15 protein-coding genes are annotated in these 18,940 nt (G+C 66.5%); 7 read left to right on the top strand and 8 right to left on the bottom strand.

Features of this window, described 5'->3' with window-relative positions:
* Window positions 1-125 precede the first annotated feature (125 nt).
* Together A4H34_RS08895 and A4H34_RS08890 are read right to left on the bottom strand one after the other, a co-directional pair.
* Window positions 126-1,895: a DEDD exonuclease domain-containing protein gene (locus A4H34_RS08895; protein WP_064231861.1), complete on the bottom strand. Its 1,770-nt coding sequence runs from the start codon at window positions 1,893-1,895 to the stop codon at window positions 126-128.
* Complete coding sequence (locus A4H34_RS08890) at window positions 1,892-2,641, bottom strand: hypothetical protein (RefSeq protein WP_197480469.1); 750 nt, start codon at window positions 2,639-2,641, stop codon at window positions 1,892-1,894. The genes A4H34_RS08895 and A4H34_RS08890 overlap by 4 nt, the downstream gene beginning before the upstream one ends.
* A 101-nt stretch (window positions 2,642-2,742) precedes the next feature.
* Here A4H34_RS08890 and A4H34_RS08885 point away from each other — a divergent pair, with 101 nt between their 5' ends.
* Both A4H34_RS08885 and A4H34_RS08880 read left to right on the top strand, forming a co-directional pair.
* Window positions 2,743-3,954 (top strand): pyrophosphate--fructose-6-phosphate 1-phosphotransferase, encoded by a 1,212-nt coding sequence (locus tag A4H34_RS08885; protein ID WP_064232049.1) that lies wholly within the window; start codon window positions 2,743-2,745, stop codon window positions 3,952-3,954.
* 94 nt (window positions 3,955-4,048) lie between these two features.
* The gene (locus tag A4H34_RS08880; protein ID WP_064231859.1) at window positions 4,049-5,413 is read left to right on the top strand and encodes a class II 3-deoxy-7-phosphoheptulonate synthase; all 1,365 of its coding nucleotides are present in this window, start codon (window positions 4,049-4,051) and stop codon (window positions 5,411-5,413) included.
* On the opposite strand, the gene pknB is transcribed toward A4H34_RS08880, so the two are convergent.
* Together pknB and A4H34_RS08870 are read right to left on the bottom strand one after the other, a co-directional pair.
* Window positions 5,414-7,573 carry a Stk1 family PASTA domain-containing Ser/Thr kinase gene (gene pknB, locus A4H34_RS08875; protein ID WP_064231858.1) on the bottom strand — a complete coding sequence of 720 codons (2,160 nt, stop codon included), beginning with the start codon at window positions 7,571-7,573 and terminating at the stop codon, window positions 5,414-5,416. It lies immediately after the preceding gene.
* A gap of 58 nt (window positions 7,574-7,631) precedes the next feature.
* Window positions 7,632-8,807, bottom strand: a complete 1,176-nt coding sequence (locus A4H34_RS08870; protein ID WP_064231857.1) for a lytic transglycosylase — start codon at window positions 8,805-8,807, stop codon at window positions 7,632-7,634.
* A gap of 148 nt (window positions 8,808-8,955) precedes the next feature.
* Here A4H34_RS08870 and A4H34_RS08865 point away from each other — a divergent pair, with 148 nt between their 5' ends.
* On the top strand, window positions 8,956-9,312 hold the full coding sequence (locus A4H34_RS08865) for an Rv2175c family DNA-binding protein (protein WP_231871014.1): 357 nt from the start codon (window positions 8,956-8,958) through the stop codon (window positions 9,310-9,312).
* Window positions 9,313-9,451: 139 nt separating this feature from the next.
* Here the strand turns inward: A4H34_RS08865 and A4H34_RS08860 are convergent, their stop codons facing one another.
* Window positions 9,452-10,543, bottom strand: a complete 1,092-nt coding sequence (locus A4H34_RS08860) for a polyprenyl synthetase family protein (protein WP_064231856.1) — start codon at window positions 10,541-10,543, stop codon at window positions 9,452-9,454.
* Window positions 10,544-10,840: 297 nt separating this feature from the next.
* Between A4H34_RS08860 and A4H34_RS08855 the strand changes: the two genes are divergently transcribed.
* A complete protein-coding gene (locus A4H34_RS08855) occupies window positions 10,841-11,998 on the top strand; it encodes a DUF4192 family protein (protein ID WP_064231855.1) in 1,158 nt (385 codons plus the stop codon).
* Between the two features lie 25 nt (window positions 11,999-12,023).
* On the opposite strand, the gene A4H34_RS08850 is transcribed toward A4H34_RS08855, so the two are convergent.
* The 3 genes from A4H34_RS08850 to A4H34_RS08840 form a co-directional block, all read right to left on the bottom strand.
* Entirely contained in the window at window positions 12,024-12,524 is a 501-nt protein-coding gene (locus A4H34_RS08850) for a hypothetical protein (RefSeq protein WP_009199683.1), read from the bottom strand.
* A 68-nt stretch (window positions 12,525-12,592) separates the two neighbouring features.
* Window positions 12,593-13,624 carry a WXG100 family type VII secretion target gene (locus A4H34_RS08845; protein WP_009199682.1) on the bottom strand — a complete coding sequence of 344 codons (1,032 nt, stop codon included), beginning with the start codon at window positions 13,622-13,624 and terminating at the stop codon, window positions 12,593-12,595.
* A complete protein-coding gene (locus tag A4H34_RS08840; protein WP_040323442.1) occupies window positions 13,621-13,947 on the bottom strand; it encodes a hypothetical protein in 327 nt (108 codons plus the stop codon). The genes A4H34_RS08845 and A4H34_RS08840 overlap by 4 nt, the downstream gene beginning before the upstream one ends.
* Window positions 13,948-14,398: 451 nt before the next feature.
* Between A4H34_RS08840 and gcvT the strand changes: the two genes are divergently transcribed.
* The 3 genes from gcvT to gcvP all read left to right on the top strand — a co-directional run bounded on the left by gcvT (window position 14,399) and on the right by gcvP (window position 18,866).
* Window positions 14,399-15,493: a glycine cleavage system aminomethyltransferase GcvT gene (gene gcvT, locus A4H34_RS08835; protein ID WP_009199680.1), complete on the top strand. Its 1,095-nt coding sequence runs from the start codon at window positions 14,399-14,401 to the stop codon at window positions 15,491-15,493.
* Window positions 15,494-15,612: 119 nt separating this feature from the next.
* Complete coding sequence (locus A4H34_RS08830) at window positions 15,613-15,981, top strand: glycine cleavage system protein H (protein WP_064231854.1); 369 nt, start codon at window positions 15,613-15,615, stop codon at window positions 15,979-15,981.
* The gene (gene gcvP, locus A4H34_RS08825) at window positions 15,978-18,866 is read left to right on the top strand and encodes an aminomethyl-transferring glycine dehydrogenase (RefSeq protein ID WP_064231853.1); all 2,889 of its coding nucleotides are present in this window, start codon (window positions 15,978-15,980) and stop codon (window positions 18,864-18,866) included. The genes A4H34_RS08830 and gcvP overlap by 4 nt, the downstream gene beginning before the upstream one ends.
* The last annotated feature ends 74 nt before the right edge of the window (window positions 18,867-18,940 follow it).

Raw genomic sequence — 18,940 nt, 5'->3', positions numbered from 1 at the left:
TCCTCAGGGCCTCGGCGCATGGCGTTCGCGAGGCTCCCCGAGCTCTATGCGGGGATCCAAGGCTCTGCGCCGTCCGGATCCAAGGCTCTGTGCCCGCGGCCTCCTCAATCGGCGTCCGGTCCGGCTCAATCGGCGTCCGGCCCGGGAAGCGAAAATCTGAAAGCGCTGGCACGGGGAAGCGCCAGGGGCGCCTCGCCCTCGAGGGAAAGCAGGCGGACGGTCGGTTTCCACAGCCACGCGGCGAGCAGCTCGGTTTCCTCGATCGACGCGACGTCCCCGGGGGCGGCGGGCCTGTCCGTCTGGCTCGCCGAGGCGACGAGCTCGGCCGCCAGCTCCCTCGGATCGGCGTTTCCGGGGCAGCGGCCCGTCGCTGTTAGGCGGCCCCATCGGATTACCGCCACGTCCCACGATCCGTCGTCGTCGCGCCGGGCGCCGACGATCTGACGCGCCGCCAGAAGGGGAAGGATGCGTTCGCGCCGTCGAGCCGCGTCGATCACGCAGCGCAGGCGGTCGCGCTCGACGGCGGCCTGTTCGAACCTCTCGGCCGCGGCGAGGCTCGCCAGTCGTTGCATGCTGCGCTCCCACAGGCCGTCGAGGCCCCCGCCGAGAATCGAGCGCGCGGCCGCAAGCGAGGGGCCGTCGGGATCCCCCGGCAGCGCGCAGGGCGCAGAACAGCGGCCCATGGCATGCAGGTGGCACGGGGCCTTTCGTCCGCTGGGCTTCGCGGGAAGACGCGCCGTGCATGTGCGCAGGCGGGCGTCGTCGGCCACGAGCTCGGCGGCCTGCCGCGCGGCCTTGCGGGATCCGAACGGGCCGAGGGCGGCCGCCGCATCCTCCAGGGCAAGGGACGCCGTCACCTTGAGCCGAGGGTGCGCTTCGTCCGTCAGCGCAAGCCACGGGCGGTTGTCCGGACGGCGCGACCGGCGATTGTACGGCGGGTCGAATTCCGCGATCTGGCGCAGTTCCAGGATTCGCGCCTCGAGCACGGTCGGGGTTTCGTCGACTTCCGCGCGCTCGGCCAGGTCCGCCATCTCGGCCATGCGCTTCCGCGTTTCCGCTGCCGTGAAATATTGGCGCACGCGCGCACGGAGATTCGACGAGGACCCGACGTAGAGGACGTCGCCGGCGGGGCCGATGAAACGGTAGACGCCTGGGGAGCGGGCGATTCCGTCCGCCAGGCGCGCTTTTCTCCGCCGCGCCCGGGGGACCGGGTCCGTGGCGGTCGCGAGGTCCTCCAGATGCGTCACTCCGAGCGGCCCGAGCCTGCCGAGCATCGCGTGCAAAACGTCCACGGTGGCTCGGGCGTCGTCGAGGGCTCGGTGGTTCGGAGCCGTCGTCGCCCCGCATGCGCCCGCCAGGGTCGAGAGTTTGAAGTTGGGAACCTCGTCTGAGGAAAAGGCGCGCCGGGCCAATGCGACCGTGTCGAGCACCCTGACGCTGGGCCACGTAAAATCGGCGCCCGCAAATGCCGCTTTGAGATGGCCGACGTCGAAGCGCGCGTTGTGCGCCGCCACGACGGTGGACGGGCCCGCGCAGAGAAACTCGATGAGGGAGGGGATGACCGCCGCGATCCTGGGCGCCCGGGCCGTCATAGCCGTCGTGATGCCGGTGAGCGAAGTTATGAATGCGGGTATCGGCCGGCCCGGGTTGACGAGAGTGGAGAATTCGCCGACGGTTTCCCCGCCTCGGACCTTGACGGCGCCTATCTCTGTGATCGATTCGGGCCCCGGTTTGGTGCCGGTCGTCTCCAGATCGACGACGACGAACGTCACCTCTTCCAGTGGCGTGCCCAAATCGTCGAAGGACAGCTGACCGGCAGGCCCGCCGTCGTCAAGGTCGAGGTGTGCGCCCGGCGCCCGGGTCCGTCCGCGGGCCCCCGCCCGGCCGTCGCTCAAAGCCTCGCGCCGTCGTCGAAGGGATCGATGTCCTCCGACCGCGGCGATGTGAGGAACGCTGCGACTCCCGCGCAGACGAATCCGGCGGCGCCCCAGGCGAAGGCCAAAGGCGTGCCTCCGGGGGCGAGGTCGAAGGCGGCCAGGACTCCCATGAGCAAGAGAAGCCCGGCTGACAGCCAAAGGAACCGGGACATCGGATGCCCCTCGGGAACCTCCTCGTCGATTGGCATGAGAGTGCCGAGTTCGACGACGTCGACCCCGTCCTCGACGTCCAGTCCCTCCTCTTCCGGCGCGCTCCAATCGCGCGGACCGGCGCGCAAATTCGCCACGACTTCGGGCTCTTCGAAGGGGGCGTCGGAATCGACGTCGTCGCAGAATCGGTCCGTGAACGTGCCGCCGAAACGGCCGGCAAGAGCGCCGTCCAAGCCGTCGTCGAAGCCGCCCTCGGATCCTCCCGGGAGGCCGAGTCCGCCGTCGAAGCCTCTAAGCCCGCCGTCAAGCTTGCCGAGATCGCCGTCGAGGTCCTCGAGCTCGGCGTCGAAGTCCTCGAGACCGGCGACGATCTCCTCCCACCTTTCCTCGAAGTCGTCTCCGACGTCGCCTTTGGGGGCACCCTTCGCCCTGTTCCCAGATGCGCCCTTCACTTGGTTGCCGGATCCGCCCTCGACGCCGCCGTGCAACGTGTCTTCGACATCGTCGTCTCCCAAGCCGTCGCCGGAATCGCCGCGCGCTGTCTCATCGGTCATGACCTCCAGCATACTCATGCATAGAATGGAAGTGTGTGCGTGCCCGCGCACGAAGAACCAAGACCAAAGCACGAAGAATCACGACCAAAGAAAGGCTCACGATGACTGTTCGTCGCGTCGCATTGCTCACCGCCGGCGGTTTTGCCCCGTGCCTCTCCTCCGCCGTGGGAGGACTCATCCAGCGCTACACCGAGATTGCGCCGGACATCGAAATCATCGCCTATCAGTATGGATACCACGGCCTCCTGACGGGCAACTACATCGTGGTCGACGAGGAGGCGCGCCGCAGCGCACACGTCCTGCCCCGTTTCGGCGGATCGCCGATCGGCAACTCTCGCGTCAAGCTGACGAATGCGAAGAACCTCGTGGAGAGGGGCCTGGTCAAGGAAGGCGAGGATCCCCTCGAGGTCGCCGCGGAGCGTTTGAAGGCCGACGGCGTGGACGTGCTCCACACGATCGGCGGCGACGACACCAACACAACCGCCGCGGACCTCGCGGCGTATTTGAAGGACCACGGCTACGAGCTGACCGTCGTGGGGCTTCCCAAGACGATCGACAACGACATCGTCCCGATCCGCCAGTCGCTGGGCGCTTGGACGGCGGCCGAAGAAGCCTCCGGCTTCGCCCAGCACGTTATCGGCGAGCATCGCTCTAACCCCAGGATGCTCATCGTTCACGAGGTTATGGGCCGCAACTGCGGTTACCTCACCGCGCAATCGGCCCAGTACTACCACGCGTGGGTGGGCGAGCAGGAATGGGCGCCCTCCCTCGGCCTTTCGAAGGAACGGTGGGACGTCCACGCCGTCTATCTGCCCGAGTTGTCCATCGACATCGACGGGGAGGCCAAGCGCCTTCGCGGCATCATGGACGAGATCGGCAACGTCAACATCTTCCTCTCCGAAGGCGCCGGCGTCGATGAGATCGTCGCCGAGAAGGAGGCCGCCGGCGAAGAGGTTGGGCGCGATCCCTTCGGGCACGTTAAGCTCGACAGCATCAACCCCGGCCAGTGGTTCGCCAAGCAGTTTGCCGAGCGGCTCGGCGCGGAGAAGGTCATGGTGCAAAAGTCGGGCTACTATTCGCGCGCGTGGCATTCGAATGCGGACGACCTCGCCCTCATCGGCTCAATGGTCGATATGGCCGTGGACTGCGCCCTCGAAGGCAAGCCCGGAGTGATCGGCGAGGACGAGGAGAACGGCAACGAGCTCTCCTGCATCGCCTTCCCGCGCATCAAGGGCCATAAGGCCTTCGACGTCTCCCAGCAGTGGTTCGCCAACCTCATGGGAGCGATAGGGCAGAAATTCCAGGCTCGCTGACAACCCGCTGACAACCCGCCATTCCGGTGAGAACGCCGGCCGCCGCGACACGTGGACGGCCGGCGTTTGTCACGCGGCCTACGCCGGGGACTGTATGCTGGTCCGCATGTTCTCCAACGCGGATTCAATCGACGCTTTTGCCTCGTGGCGCTCCCTTCCGGCCGAGCACCAGCCTCGGTGGCCCGACGAAACTGAGCTGAACGCCGTCGTCGGTTATCTGCGCACCCTGCCTCCGCTGGTTTTCGCCGGCGAAACCGACCAGCTGTTGGAGGAAATGGCGGACGCCTCGCGCGGAAGGGCCTTCGTTCTCATGGGCGGGGACTGCGCCGAATCCTTCGCCGAATCCACTGCTGAGCGCATCCGGGCCAAGATTCGAACGATTCTTCAGATGGCGGTCCTACTCACGTATGGCTCCTCCGTTCCCGTCGTGAAGATCGGACGCATGGCGGGCCAGTATTCCAAGCCGCGTTCCTCCGCCACGGAGGTGCACGAAGGCCGCGAACTTCCCTCCTATTTCGGCGACGCCGTCAACGGGCACGAATTCACCGCCGAGTCCCGCGAGCCGGACCCCCGGCGCCTAATCGAGGCGTATCAGCGATCGGTCGCCACCCTCAACCTCATTCGCGCTTTCACCCAAGGCGGCTTCGCCGATCTGTCGAAAGTGCACGAATGGAATCAGGGCTTCGTCGCCAACCCGGCGTACGCGCGCTACGAGACCGTCGCAGCCGAAATCGACCGGGCCATGCGCTTTATGAGGGCGGCGGGCGTCGACGACCAATCGTTGCGCACCGTCGATTTCTACTCGGCGCACGAGGCGCTCATCCTTCCCTACGAAGACTCGCTGACCCGCATAGATTCGCGCACGGGCCGGCCCTACAACTGCTCCGCGCATTTTCTGTGGGTCGGCGAGCGCACGCGCCAGCCCGACGGCGCCCACGTCGAGATGCTGTCCAAGGTCGCCAATCCGATCGGGGTCAAGATCGGGCCCGACGCGAAGCCCGCCGAGGTCCTCGCCCTCGTGGACAGGCTCAACCCCGGCGGCAAGGCAGGGCGTCTGACGCTCATCAGCCGCATGGGCGCCCGGAAGATCGCGGATCGTCTGCCTGCGATCGTCGAGGCCGTCCGAAAGGACGGTCGGCCCGTGACGTGGGTGACGGATCCGATGCACGGCAACACCATCTCGGCGTCGAACGGCATGAAGACGCGGCGCCTCGAGGACATCCTGGCTGAAATCAAGGGCTTCTTCGCCGTTCACGAGGAGTTGGGGACCCACCCCGGCGGAATCCATGTGGAGCTGACCGGCGACGACGTCACGGAGGTTTTGGGCGGCGCGGAGGAAGTCGTGGAAGACACTCTCGGCGAGCGCTACCGCACCCTGGTCGATCCGCGCCTGAACCATCAGCAGTCGTTGGAAATGGCCTTCATCGTGGCCGAGATGCTCCGCGACGTGAGCCTGTGACTACAGGGCCCCGATCGTCACCGTGGATCCGCGCGGGGCTTTCTTTCCCGACCTCGGAGACTGAAGATTGACGGTGTCGTAGAACGCGCCGAAGAACCTGCGCTTCTTGACCGAGAAACCGGCGGACTTCAGCTCGGATTCGGCGTCGTCGGTGCTTTTGCCCAGGACGTTGGGCACGTCGACGAGGTCGTTGCCGGTGGAGACCTTGATCGTCACATTGTCGTGTCTATGGCTGCTTTCTCCGTCCTCGGGGTCCTGAGAGATCACCGCGTCCTTGGCGACCGAATCCGAGGCTTCTTCCTCGATCGAAACCGTGAATCCGGCGTCTTCGAGCTTGGATACGGCGTCGTTTTTCCACATGCCCACGACCTTGGGAACCTTGATCGGCTCGCGTCCCCCGGAAATCGTGATTTTGACGGCCGAATCGTGCTCCACCCACGCGCCCGCCTTGGACGACTGGGTGACGACGCGGCCCTTTTTCACGGATTCCGAGTATTGGGTGGTCACCTCGTAGGAGAGACGGGCCTTGCGGAGCGCCTCTTTCGCCTGCGCTTCCGTTTTTCCCGAAAGGTCGGGGACCTCCACCTTCTCGACCCCGGCCGACACGGTGACGGTCACGCGCGTCGACGGGTGAATGCTGGTTCCCGCCCCTGGATCGGTCGAAAGAACGCGGCCGGACGGCACCGAATCGGAGTACGATTCCTTCTTCGTCGCGCTCAGCCCCTTTGAGGAGAGCGCGGCGACGGCTTCCTTGTAGCTCTTTCCGGCGACCTTCGGCACGTTCACGCGCTGGCCCGGTCCCGCCATGAAATACCACGCGGTGGCAATCAAAGCGACGATGAGGAGGAGGGCGGTCGCGACGACGATGCGTTTTCTCGATTTGGCCGGCGCGACGCCGGATTCCTGCGGCGCCGCGAGGCCGGAGCCCTGCATCGGCGCCGCAGCGTTCCTGCCCCTCCGGAACAGTCTGCGCGAGCGCTTCGTCTGCCGCGGAGGCTCGGGGGAGCGCTGGAGCGAGGAATCGGGGGAAAAGGCTCCCTGCGGCGGGACGAGCACCGGCTGCGCGTCGACGAGCGTCGCCTGGCGGGCGGGCAGACCGCTCTGCGCGGCGGCCCGGGCGGGTTGGCTCTCTTCGGAGCTTGCCGCTCCGATGACTGCCGTCGGGTCGAGGTCGACCTGCGTGGCCTGCCCCAGGCCCGGGACGACGTCGACCCTCGTCCTTTCCGCGTGGGCCGCGCGTTTCGGTGCGACGGGTATGTACCGGGAAAGGGTTTCGACGTCGATTTTTCGACAGAGGGAGATCAGGTCGTCGAGCGCCTCTTTTGCGTTGGCAGGCCTGTCTTCGGGTTTCTTCGCCGTGAGTTTTTCGACGAAGGCATCGACCTCGGGCGGCAGCCAGTCGGCTTGGTCGGCGATTCGCGGCATGTCGTCGTTGATCTGCTTGTACGCCGTGGCGATGGGGGTTTTGCCCGCGAAAGGAAGGGTTCCCGTGAGGAACTCGTAGAGCAGAACGCCCAGGGCGTACAGGTCGGCCCGTTCGCCCGCGTCGCCGTCGGTGATGACCTCCGGGGCGAGATAGGCCACGGTTCCCATGACCTGCCCCGTCGCCGTCGCGTTCGACGTCACTGCGCGGGCGAGCCCGAAGTCCGTGACTTTCGCGTACACGTCGGGATGGGATTCAAGGGTTTCGGGCGGGTCCGGCACGGGTGCGGTCAGCATGATGTTCTCGGGCTTGACGTCCCTGTGGACGATGCCCGCGGCGTGGGCCGAGGTCAGAGCGCGAAGCACCTGTTCGCCGAGTGTCAGCGAGGTTCCCAGAGTGAAGCTGCCCAGCCGCGAAAGCTCGGCGCGAAGATCGGGGCCTGGCACATACTCCATGACGAGGTAGGCCCGCGTCCCTTCGGGGGAAGCCCACACGCCGCGGTCGTGGACGGCCACGACGTATGGGCTGGAAAGCCTCGCGGCTGCGCGTGCTTCGCGGTTGAAACGTTCGGTGAAGTCGGGGTGCGCGCCCAAGTGCGTGTGCATGAACTTGATGGCGACGTCGCGCTCAAGGCGCTTGTCGCGGGCGCGATAAACGGTGGCCATTCCGCCGCGTCCGATGAGGGCCGTGATGGCGTAACGTCCGTCGACGACTGAGCCGATGAGTGAATCCGACACGAGTCAAGACTACTAAAGGCGCGGCGGCATGCCGAATGCCGGCCGCGCCTTCAGACCGTCAGAAACGCGCCTGCGCCGCTTTGACCCTGTTGACGTATATGGCTGTGTCTGGTTTCATTCCGTTCTTTCGCACGCCGCCCAGGCCCTGGTAGTAGCCTGCGATTCCCTGGTCGGCGCTGTCCGCGTTGCTCTGGAGGTAGCGGATGATGGCGACGCCGGCGACGGCGTTGTCACGCGGATCCAATAGGTTCAAGCGCCTTCCGACGAGCCTGGATGCCCATTCTCCCGACGAGGGAATGACCTGCATGACGCCGATTGCGTTGGCGGGGGAGACCGATCGCATGTCGAAGCCCGACTCGACGTACGCGTGGGCGAGGGCGAGCTTGGGATCGACTCCCATTTGCACGGCCGTGGAGCGGACGATCTCCTGCATCTGGGCGCGGGAGGGGACGGCTGCCCCTTCGAGGGCGAGCTTGTTGGCGTTCGCGGCCGAGTTGGTCGAATCCGGGTAGGTGTAGTGGAGGAAGGTCTTCGGAACGGGGTTCTGGGGCGTCGCCGAGGCCTCCGTGGCCGCTCCCGGGATTGTCAGCGTCTTTCCCGCGTAGATGCGGGCCGGGTCCGCGATTCCGTTGGCCTGCGCGATGGCGGCGACGGTTGTTCCGTGCTGGCGGGCGATCCCGCTGAGCGTATCGCCCCGCTGGACCGTGTGGGACCCGTTCGTCTGCGTCGCGCTTTGGGCCGCGGTCTGAGGCGATGGCTGCGCAGCGGCAGGAATGGCAATCTGCTGGCCGACGTAGATGCGGGCCGGGTCTGCGATTCCGTTGGCCTGTGCGATGGCGGCGACGGTTGTTCCGTGCTGGCGGGCGATCCCGCTGAGCGTATCGCCCCGCTGGACCGTGTGGGAAAGCGAGCCTGAAGGCTCTGCGGGGAGCGGCGCCTTCGGAGCCTCGGAGATCGACGGAATCTTCAGGCGCTGCCCCGTTCGAAGGGGGCCAGTCAGTTCGTTGGCCTGTGCGATCGCCGTGGGCGAGACTCCCGTTCGCTTCGCCACCGTCTCGAGGGTGTCGTGCGAAGCTGCGCGATATGTCAGTGACGGCGCCTTCGTGCCGAGTTTCTCGAGATGGGCGACGTCCGCGGTTTTGACCGACGTGCTCGAATCGGCTGCCGCCGGCGCCATTCCGCCTACCGCAGCGGTTGCGGCGACGGCCACGCTGAGCTGAGTGCGCAAGGACATGTGTGCCTCCAAAATGTCGTGTGCGTACAGCGATGAAAGTGACAAAAGATATGTCTGATTCATCTGTGTTTAAAGTGCCATATGTGACAATAGTGGTTATTGGGGCCTCGCGCCACATGGGAGGCGAATTTGGGTTAGATTTGTGCGCGTGACCACTACTCCTGAGACATGGCTCTCCGTTCCCGAGGCGGCCGAGGCTTTGGGCGTTGCCCAAAGGGACGTGAGGAATATGCTGGCCGATCGGCGGATCCTGGCGGTCCGCAGGGGAGAGGCGGCCGCTCTCGCGATCTCGTCCCTGACGCTGGTCGACGAGGGCGGGAAAGCCGCCGTCCTCCCGTCGCTCCGCGGCACGCTGACAGCCCTTTCCGACGCCGGTTGCAGCGACGAAGAGGCGTGGCGGTGGCTGACCGCGGCGAACGGCGAACTGGGCGAACGTCCGATCGACGCCTTGCGGGCCGGACGCGTGCACGCCGTGCGCAGGGCAGCCGCGACTCTCGCGTTCTGAAGGCGGCCCGCGGCTTCACGCCGCGCCTCGTGGGGTTTGACGCTCCGCCTCGCGGAAGATTCGCGCCGCGCCCCGCGGCGGGTCGCTCCAGTCGCGGGGGCAGCGAGGACGGGCTACGAGACGCGCCCGATCAGACGGGCTACGAGACGCGCCCGATCAGTTCGAAGACGAGGGATTCGGCCATGGCCAGTCCGTCCGCGAGCGCAAGGCCGGAATTGCGGAGGGCGTCCAGAGCGGCCAAAGCCGCAGTTTCGCGACGCCGGATCATGTCTTCGTGCGCGCTGCGGGCGCCCGAGGCGATCCCGGCCTCCTGAATCCAGCGGGCGTCGTCGGGCTCGATCCGCTTGCCGAGGAGGCCGACGAGGCGGCCGCGGTCGGCGCCGTTCAGGCGCTCGAGCATAAGCGCCAGAAGAACGGTCCGCTTTCCTTGGGCGATGTCGCCGCACACCGGTTTGCCCGTCGCCTCCTCGTCTCCGAAGACCCCGAGATCGTCGTCGCGGAGCTGAAACGCCTCGCCCAGAGGCGCGCCTACCCGTTCTAGCAGGTCGAGGACGTCCCCGGAAGCTCCGGCTAGGAGTGCGCCGATGCGCAGCGGAAACACCACGGAGTACCGCGCGCTCTTGTGGGCGACGACGGACAGGGCGGCGCCGACTGAATCGGCGGCGGGCGGGGCGTTTTCGGCGCGGATGTCAAGGTACTGGCCGAAGGCGACCTCGGTGGTCATGCGGGCAAAGGCGCGAAGGGCCGCCCGGCCTGCGCGGGGGCCGACCTGCGCGCAGGCGTCCGCGAAGGCTTCCGTCGACAGCGATAGAAGGAAGTCGCCCAGAAGAATCGCCGAGGATGTGCCGAAATGCGCGCGGTCGCCGCTCCATCCGCTGCTTAAGTGCAGCCGGGCCAGAGCGACGTGGGCGGAAGGCTGGGAGCGCCTCGTCGAGGCGGCGTCGAGGATGTCGTCGTGGATCAAGGCCGAGGTTTGATAGAGCTCCGCCGCGGCGCCCGCAGAAATCGCCGGCTCGCGGTCTTCGGCGGTCGCGCAGGCGTAGCCGGCGGCGAGAAGGGCGGCGCGCGTGCGCTTGCCTCCGGAGAGCAGGCGGCGGGCGGGATCGAGAAACTCGCCCAGGCTTTCGGCGTCGCCCGGGAAATCGATCAACTCGCGCGCTCGGTCGAGGTAGGCGCGCGCCCGCGCCGAGACATCCTCGCGCAGCTCCTCCAACGCGGACTTCTCGCTCATGCGCACAGTTTAACCCGCCGGTCCGTCTAGACCGACGGTTCTCCCAACCCGCCGGTTTGCCGAAGCAGCCGGTTTGCCGAGGTCTGCCGCGCTTCGTTTTGCCCCGGCGGGAGCGCGCTCCGTTCGTCGGGCCCCGGCGTTCGAAGAAGGTCTCCTCTTTGCCGATCGACGAGCGCGCGCTCCGCTCGTCGGGCCTCGGCCGTCGCGCTCGGTCCACAGGGCTCTTTCGCGTTCGCTCCCTTCACAGGCGGCGCACGTCGGCGAACGCGCACGGGCCGCGAGAGGTCTAATCGGCGCATGGTCACCGTCACAACCCCCGAAGAGGCGCTCGTCCTCGTCCCCCACATCCTCGGCTACCGCCCGACCTCGTCTTTCGTCATGTGCGGACTCGACTCGCATTGCACCGACGCCGCCGGAACCGGCTCGTGCGTCGGGCCCATCGTGCACCTTGACTATCGGAGTGAGCCGCTGTCAGCGGACCACGGCAGATTCCTCGCCCAAGTGGCGCGCCGGCACGACGTCACAATCGCCGTTCTCGTCCTTTACTGCCAAAGCTTGAGCGAGTTGGACGTCGGCGAATTGGCGCAACGGATCGCGCTCATACACTCGATGGTCTCTCACGCGCAGCGTCCGGGGGCGGTGCTGTTTTCCTTCGCCGTGGACGCCGAACGCTTCGTCCGCCTCGACGGCGGCTCGCGGGCCGTGCGCGACGTCCGCGAACTCGAATCCTGCGCGACGGCGGCCGAACTTGTCTTCCAGGGAAGCGCCCCGGGAGCCGAGCAACCCGGAATGGCCCTGCCGACAGTGGATCCGCGCATGCGCGCCGCGGCGAGACCCGCCGCCGACGCCGCGATTGCAGCGATTGCCGCCGGCAAGGGCGAGCCCGCCGCCCAGGCCCTGTGGGATCTCTTTGACGCCGCGCAGGCGCACAGCGTCCTCTTCCGGGGAAACGTCTTCGGCCACGTGTCAGAGGGGGCCGAAGGCTGCGCGCGAGACTCGGCGGGAGCGAGCGGCGGCGTCGGTCGACTCGGGTCTGACGAGAGTCTCGCCCGAGCAGTGGGGCAGGCGAGCGCTTCTCTCACCGTCCCCCTCAACCGCGACGCCGCCCTGGCGTGGGGCTTGGAGCCCAGTCTGCAACACGGCGGCGACGCGGACGCGCAGGCGGTCGCCGAGATCCTTGCGGAAGCCGTCTCCAAGCCTCCCTCCATTTCTCGGCTGAAAACCGCCTGCAGGGTGCTTGACCTCGTCGCGGCGCACGACTGCCGCGGATCGGTCGATGCGCTCGCTGCGAGCGCATATCTGCATTGGTGGGCGTGCCTGAATTCGATCGCTGCCGACAGGGCGGAAAGAGCTCTGCGCAAGGATTCGGGGCACTCTTTGACGCGTCTCCTAGTGGATGCCCTCTCCTCGGGAATGATGGCGCCGTGGTACTTCTACGCGCGGGGCGCGGTTTAGGAGGCCCCGGCCCGCTTGAGCCGCTTCAACGACGCCCGGCGCCGAAGCCTTCGTGCTGCTCGTCGCTTCGGCGCCGCCTGTCGAAGGCGGCCCTGCGGCGGTCGGCTTCGTCGTCCTTCGCGTCCTCGCCTCGGCCCAGGCTCTCGCCTTCGCCGTACTTTCCGACGAGTTCGGCCAGCCTCTTCCGGTCGGGGAAGGTCGAAGGGTCGCTTGGGTCGATCGACTCGGCCTTCATGACCTGCTGCAGGCGTTCGATGCTCCTGTCGGCCATTCGCCCGAACTCCGGGTCGCGCAGCACCTCGTAAACGGATCGCCTGCCCTCGAGCATCTCTTTGGCTTTGCGCCGAATGTCTTCGCTTTCGGCGTTTTTGACAAGCCAGGCCAGGCTTTTGCGGTGGTTCGAATAGCGCCGTTCAGTCTCCCGCATGAATCCGTCGGTGAAAGGAGGAGGAGTGCGCGGGAAGCTTTCGGGGAGCGGCTCTTCCATCTTGCCCTCGTCCATCTTCGTTTTCTCTTTTTCAGCCATGTCTGTTTTCCTTTCCTCGGTCGCGTCTGCTTTGTTCACTTGCGGTCATGACTTCTTTTGCCCTTCCGTCATGATTCCTTCTGGTGTATTTCAGCGGTGGACACGCCTTGGAGCTCCCCTTTGGGAGACCCGGGAAGGCCGATGCCGAACATGGACGAACCGGATCCGTCGGCGACGCCGGGCGGCTGAGAGCCGAGCGTTTCGTCGCCCAAAGAGGGGTTTGGCAACGTGCCATTTGCCGTCAGATTGATTTCCGTGTTTCTACCCGTCGCGTGTGCTATCTGCAGACCTTTTATTGCTAGATCATGCGTGTCTATCCAGTCTGACAGTTTGTCGAGGTTCTTTCCCGCCGTGAGGGCTCCCATGCCAATGTCGTCGAGCGTTCCCCAACTTCTTGTGGATCTTCCGGCTGCGTTGAGGTACTTCCCGAAATCGAGGGCGTCTCCCAGCCTGCCCGTTCCTTGCCAGACGAGTTTTCCTATCTTTTCGAACAGCCCCGCCCTCAACGTGCGGACGGCGTCGGCGAGGTTGTCGAACCAGTCGAGGATGCGGCGCACCAACCCAAAGCCTCTGGGGATTTTTTCGAGGAGCGTGGGCCATCCGATGCCGCTTATGGCGGCGAGAACCGTCTCGGTCACCCAGTCGAGGAAGGTCGTCAGGAGCTGGCTGGCGATCATGTACTGGCCGTAGATCCGTTGGGCGGCGTCGTCGAAACCGGCGGAGGCCTCCTTCAGGTTGGCGCCAAGCGTCCGCACTCCGCCGACGAGCTCCGTCATGTGGGCGTCGAAGTTCGCTGACGCGTTCCCCTCCCACATCTCTTGAGCCGTCATGTCTGCGGCTCGTTTGCCCAGCTCGTCGGCGAGTGCGTCGAAGGCCTCGCCGAGTTGCCCGTACGCACTGGCATGCTGCCCCGCCGCCTCGTAGTCTCCTGAGAAGGGCTTAATGATGATCTTCATCGGGTCGAAGTTGAGGCACGAGAGGATCTTGAGCACCCAGTAGGACGGGCTGAGAAGGTCGAAGGCCTCGCCCATGAGGGTGTCGTCAAAGCGCTCGAATTCTTTGGCCGGCGGCGGCGAATCGAGAATGGACTGGGCTGTCATCGGTTTTCTCCCAGTGTCTGGTCGTATGAGCGAGCATTGTCTTCGTCGGTCTTCTCGTAGTAATCGATCGCGCCGTCTACCTGGTTGCACGTGCCGATGAGAACCGTGTGCAGCTGGTTGAAAGTGAGTTGAAGGTTGCTTGTCAGCTGACGGCTCGCCTCGGCGACGGCGTTGTAAAGGCCGGCCGTCGGCAACGCGTTCTGCAAGCCGGGTGCGTAAGAATCGAGGTATTTCTTTGCGGAGGAGGCCACCTCGGCCTCAGATTTCTTCATGGCGTCGTTCTGCGATCGGAGCCCTGAAGCATCGACAACAAACCGTGTCATCTCTATCCTTTGATCTTTTATTAACGTATGAATGCGTTCTTTCATCGAACTCTCGTATCTTACGTTCTAGATTGCGGGAAAACGCTTGTTGACCTGTTTTTGGTCACGTCTCCCCGTGACTTCTCTTGAGCGCGAAAAAGGCGTTCAGTCGGGAAACTGCAATACTCATGCTTGCAATTCGGTGGCTCCCGGTCGACGCCGCAACAGCGGTCGATGGCAACATGACTTTGCAGCGGAAGTGAATTCGGCGGACGCGCGGACGACGGCAGTGAGGCCGGCTCGGCGCGGACGGCGGCATTCGGCGGGCAGGCGACGATCGCCGATCCGGCGTGGGCGCGGCTTCGCGAATCCGGCCGGCGCGCGGTAGCATCGAAACGAAGAATGTGACGCGGCCCATTCGATGGAGGGAAGCGTCCGACAAGACGGTCCAATGGAGGGTCGAGGAGGTCCAATGGAGGAATTGCGCCCGAGCGCGCTATTCGGCGAGCACGTCGCCGCCGGGGCGACTATGACGCCTTTCGCGGGGTGGAATATGCCGCTGAGATACACGTCCGATCGCGAAGAACACCGGGCGGTCCGAGAATCGGTTGGGAAGTTCGACTTGTCCCACATGGGACAGGTCGAGGTCGAGGGGCCTCAGGCGGCCGCGGTTCTCGACTACTCGCTGTGCACGAAGCCTTCCACCATGCCGGCGGGGCGAGCCCGCTACTCGATGATGCTCGCACCGGACGGAGGGATCATCGACGATCTCATCGTCTACCGCCTGGAGGAGGCCAGGTACCTCGTCGTTCCGAACGGGGCCAACAGAATCACGGTGGTCGAAGAGCTGACTCGGCGCGGGCGCGAATGGTGCGCCAAGAACGAGGCCTCCGAAAGCCATTCCATCGTCGACCGCACCCTCGAACGGGCGCTCATAGCTGTGCAGGGGCCGGAGTCGCTCGAGGCCGTCGTCGCGCTGCTCGGCCCGGAGGACGCCGAACGCGTGGCGGCTCTCGGATACTATCGCGCCCTCGAAGCGAAGGTCGACGGCGTCCCCGCCATGATTGCGCGGACGGGGTACACGGGGGAGACGGGCTATGAAATCATGCTCCCCGCCTCCGCCGCACCCGACGTATGGCGGAAAATCGAGGCCAAAGCCTGCGGCCTGGCCTCTCGCGACACGCTTCGCCTCGAGGCGGGAATGCCGCTGTACGGCAACGAGCTCGGGCGCGACGTCACCCCCGCGGACGCCGGCGCCGCGCGGCTGCCGGCGGACCACGAATTCGTTGGGGGCGCGGCTCTGGCCGAACGCAAACCGACGTGGGACCTTTACGCGCTCGTCGGCGAAGGCCGCCGCGCCGCCCGGGCGGGCAACACGGCGATGAGCGAGGGGCGCGAGGTCGGAAAGGTGACCTCGGGCGCGCTGTCGCCGACCCTCGGATATCCCATTGCGCTCGCCCGCCTCGAACCGGGAATCGTCGAAGGCGCCGTTCTCGACGTCGACGTGCGGGGGACGCTGCAGCCCATGCGCGTGACGTCCCTCCCGTTCTACAAGCGGCCCAGGTGAATCCTCAAGCGGCTTGGTGAATCCTCAAGCGGCCCGGGCAGCCGGATGCCTTCCAGGCGAGCGGCCGTCCGCAAATCAATCCGTCCAACAATCAATCCGTCCGAACAAAAGGAACCAAGATGTCATACCCCGATGACCGCCAGTACTCCGAAGACCACGAGTGGATATCCGCCGGCAGCCCCGCCCGCGTCGGCATCACCGAGTTCGCGGCCCGCGCGCTGGACGAGGCCGTGTACGTCGACCTTCCCGAGGTGGGAAGCGAGGTGACTGCGGGGCAGGCATGCGGAGAGATCGAGTCCGTGAAATCGGTTTCGGACTTGGTCGCCCCCGCCGGCGGAAAGGTCGTGGCGGTCAATCAGGACGTCGTTGACGACCCGAAGCTGGCCACGGACGATCCCCATGGAACATGGCTCTACGAAATCGAGGTGGCCGAGCGGCCCGAGCTCATGGACAGCGCGGCCTACGAGGCGTTCGCCAAGGAGGCATGATGTCCTTCGCACGCCGACACGTCGGGACGCAGGGCGCCGACAGGCAGGCCATGCTTCAAACCGCGGGGGCGAGCAGCTTCGACGAGCTCATGGCTAAGGCCCTTCCCTTTCCTGCGCCTCCGCCGAGCCGACTGCCCGAAGCCCTGAGCGAAGCCGAGGTCGCCGCCGAACTCGCCCGGCTCGCGTCGGCCAACAGGGTGACGACGTCGATGATCGGCCAGGGCTTCTACGACACCGTGGTCCCCGCTCCCATCGTGCGCGACATTCTCTGCAATCCCTCGTGGTATACGGCCTACACGCCGTACCAGCCCGAGATCTCGCAGGGACGGCTCGAAGCCCTCCTCAATTTCCAAACGCTGACAACCGAGCTGACGGGAATGGACGTCGCGGGCGCCTCCCTTCTCGACGAAGCGTCCGCGGCCGCCGAGGCCGTCGCCCTCGCCGTGCGCGGCGCCAAGGGAAAGACGAAGGTCGCGGTCGATTCGGACGTCTTCGCCCACACCCGCGCGGTCATCGACACTCGGGCGGCGGCCCTTGGCCTGGAGATCGTCGACGTGGACGTCCTCGGCGGCGACGTCGACGTCTCGGGGTGTGCGGGCCTGCTCGTCCAGTATCCGGCGGCTTCGGGCTCGATCGGCGACGTCGGACGCTATCGGGAGCTTGCTCAGGCCGTTCAAGCCGAGGGCGGAAGCCTCATCGTGATTGCAGACCTTCTCGCCCTTGCGCTCCTGACCCCGCCCGGGGACTTCGGCGCGGACATCGTGGCCGGAAGCGCGCAAAGGCTCGGGCAGCCGATGGGCGGCGGCGGTCCGCACGCCGGCTACATCGCCGCGCGCAAGGCCCGCGAACGGCAGCTCCCGGGCCGTCTTGTGGGCGTCTCCCGCGACGCCGACGGCCATCCTGCCTACCGATTGGCGCTCCAGACGCGCGAACAGCACATCCGCAGGGAAAAAGCGACGTCGAACATCTGCACCGCGCAGTCCCTGCTCGCCATTCTCGCCTCCATGTACGCCGTCTACCACGGACCGGAGGGCCTGCGCCGGATCGCTTCGGAGGCACACGAGAAAGCCCGCGCCCTCGCGCGGGCCCTGGACTCGGCGGGAGTGCGAGTCAAGCCGGAGCCGTTCTTCGACACCCTCGAGATTTCGCTGCCGGGCCGAGCCGAGGAGGCCGCCCAGGCGCTCGCCGAACGCGGCGTCCGGGTCTTCGTCAGGGATTCCTCGACGATTCGCCTCTCAACGGACGAAAGGACCCGTGCGGGCGACCTCGACGTCGTCGCACAGACCCTGTCCGCCTTCGGCGAGGAGGATCCGGCGGCGGAGGGAAAGTCGGAAGGCAGAGCGGCGCCGGCCACCGCAAAGGAGACAGGAATCGGCGACATACCGGCCTCGGGGCTGCGAGCGGACGGCTTCCTCGCGCAGGAGGCCTTCCACTCCCATCGGACCGAAACGGAGCTCATGCGGTACATGCGCGAGCTCGCGGCGAAGGACTACGCCCTCGACCGGGGGATGATCCCGCTCGGCTCGTGCACCATGAAGCTGACGGCCGCCGCGGAGGCAGAGGCCATAACGCTTGAGGGCTTTGCCCGAATCCACCCCTTCGCGCCGCAGGAGGACACGGCAGGATATCGCGAGATGATAGGCGACCTCGAGAGGTGGCTCGCCGACATCACGGGGTACGACGCCGTCTCCGTCCAGCCGAATGCGGGAAGCCAGGGGGAATTCGCGGGTCTGCTCGCCATACGCGCCTACCACGAGTCGCGCGGCGAGGCGGATCGGAACGTCTGCCTCATTCCGGCGTCGGCCCACGGAACCAACGCGGCCTCAGCGGCGCTGGCGGGATTCAAAGTGGTCGTTGTGGGCACGGCGCGCGACGGCTCCACGGACATGGACGCCTTGCGCGAGGCGCTGGCCGACAACGAGGGACGCGTTGGCGCCCTGATGATCACGTATCCGTCGACCCACGGCACATTCGAGCCGCACGTGCGGGAAGTGACCGCCGCCGTCCACGAGGCCGGAGGACAGGTCTACATCGACGGCGCGAACCTCAACGCCCTCGTCGGCTATGCGCGGCCCGGCGACCTCGGAGGCGACGTGTCACACGTCAACCTTCACAAAACCTTCGCGATCCCGCACGGGGGCGGCGGGCCGGGCGTCGGCCCCGTCTGCGCCAAGGGGCATCTGGCGCCCTTCCTCCCGGGCGAGGGGCGAAGGGTCGCGGCAGCACAGTGGGGTTCCGCGGGAGTCCTTCCCATCACGTGGGCCTACCTGCGGCTCATGGGCGCCGACGGTTTGAAGGAGGCGACCGCCAGCGCGGTTCTCGCGGCCAATTACGTGGCGAATCGGCTGGAAGGCGCCCTACCCGTCCTCTATCGCGGGCCCGGGGGCTTCGTGGGCCACGAGTGCATCCTCGACACGAGGGTCCTCAAGGAATTCGGGGTGACGGTCGACGACGTCGCCAAACGGCTCATCGACTACGGATTCCATGCCCCGACGATGAGCTTCCCCGTTCCCGGAACCCTCATGGTCGAGCCGACCGAGTCAGAGGGCAAAGGCGAGCTCGATCGGTTCTGCCGCGCGGTCGAGGCGATAGTCTCCGAGGCCAGGGACGTCGGCGAAGGAAGGTGGCCCGCCGAGGACAACCCGTTGGCCAACGCGCCGCACACGGCCGAGTGCATCGCTGCGGACGAATGGAGCCATCCCTATTCGCGCGAGCTCGCGGCCTACCCGGGGGCGCTGGCGGCCAGGAAGGGGGGCGACGACGCCCGGCGCGTACGCCGCCTCGTCGAGACGAAGTACTGGCCGCCCGTCCGGAGGATCGACGGGCCGTGGGGAGACCGAAACTTCAGCTGCACGTGTCCTCCTGTCGAAGTCTTCGAGGACTAGGCTCCTCGAGGCAGATCTGGAGAACTAGCTCACAGTCGCAAGCGGCGGGAATTGCCTCCGCCGCTTGCGCGTTA

Source organism: Peptidiphaga gingivicola, from assembly GCF_001652275.1.
Classification (GTDB): domain Bacteria; phylum Actinomycetota; class Actinomycetes; order Actinomycetales; family Actinomycetaceae; genus Peptidiphaga; species Peptidiphaga gingivicola.
The sequence above is the reverse complement of the archived record's forward strand: the minus strand, read 5'-3'. Positions and strand labels throughout refer to the sequence as shown.

Coding starts and splice junctions, on each gene's coding strand:
- A4H34_RS08890 (WP_197480469.1), bottom strand. CDS start 2,641: ATGACCGATGAGACAGCGCGCGGCGATTCCGGCGACGGCTTGGGAGAC.
- A4H34_RS08885 (WP_064232049.1), top strand. CDS start 2,743: ATGACTGTTCGTCGCGTCGCATTGCTCACCGCCGGCGGTTTTGCCCCG.
- A4H34_RS08880 (WP_064231859.1), top strand. CDS start 4,049: ATGCTGGTCCGCATGTTCTCCAACGCGGATTCAATCGACGCTTTTGCC.
- A4H34_RS08870 (WP_064231857.1), bottom strand. CDS start 8,807: ATGTCCTTGCGCACTCAGCTCAGCGTGGCCGTCGCCGCAACCGCTGCG.
- A4H34_RS08860 (WP_064231856.1), bottom strand. CDS start 10,543: ATGAGCGAGAAGTCCGCGTTGGAGGAGCTGCGCGAGGATGTCTCGGCG.
- A4H34_RS08855 (WP_064231855.1), top strand. CDS start 10,841: ATGGTCACCGTCACAACCCCCGAAGAGGCGCTCGTCCTCGTCCCCCAC.
- A4H34_RS08850 (WP_009199683.1), bottom strand. CDS start 12,524: ATGGCTGAAAAAGAGAAAACGAAGATGGACGAGGGCAAGATGGAAGAG.
- A4H34_RS08845 (WP_009199682.1), bottom strand. CDS start 13,624: ATGACAGCCCAGTCCATTCTCGATTCGCCGCCGCCGGCCAAAGAATTC.
- A4H34_RS08840 (WP_040323442.1), bottom strand. CDS start 13,947: ATGACACGGTTTGTTGTCGATGCTTCAGGGCTCCGATCGCAGAACGAC.
- gcvT (WP_009199680.1), top strand. CDS start 14,399: ATGGAGGAATTGCGCCCGAGCGCGCTATTCGGCGAGCACGTCGCCGCC.
- A4H34_RS08830 (WP_064231854.1), top strand. CDS start 15,613: ATGTCATACCCCGATGACCGCCAGTACTCCGAAGACCACGAGTGGATA.
- gcvP (WP_064231853.1), top strand. CDS start 15,978: ATGATGTCCTTCGCACGCCGACACGTCGGGACGCAGGGCGCCGACAGG.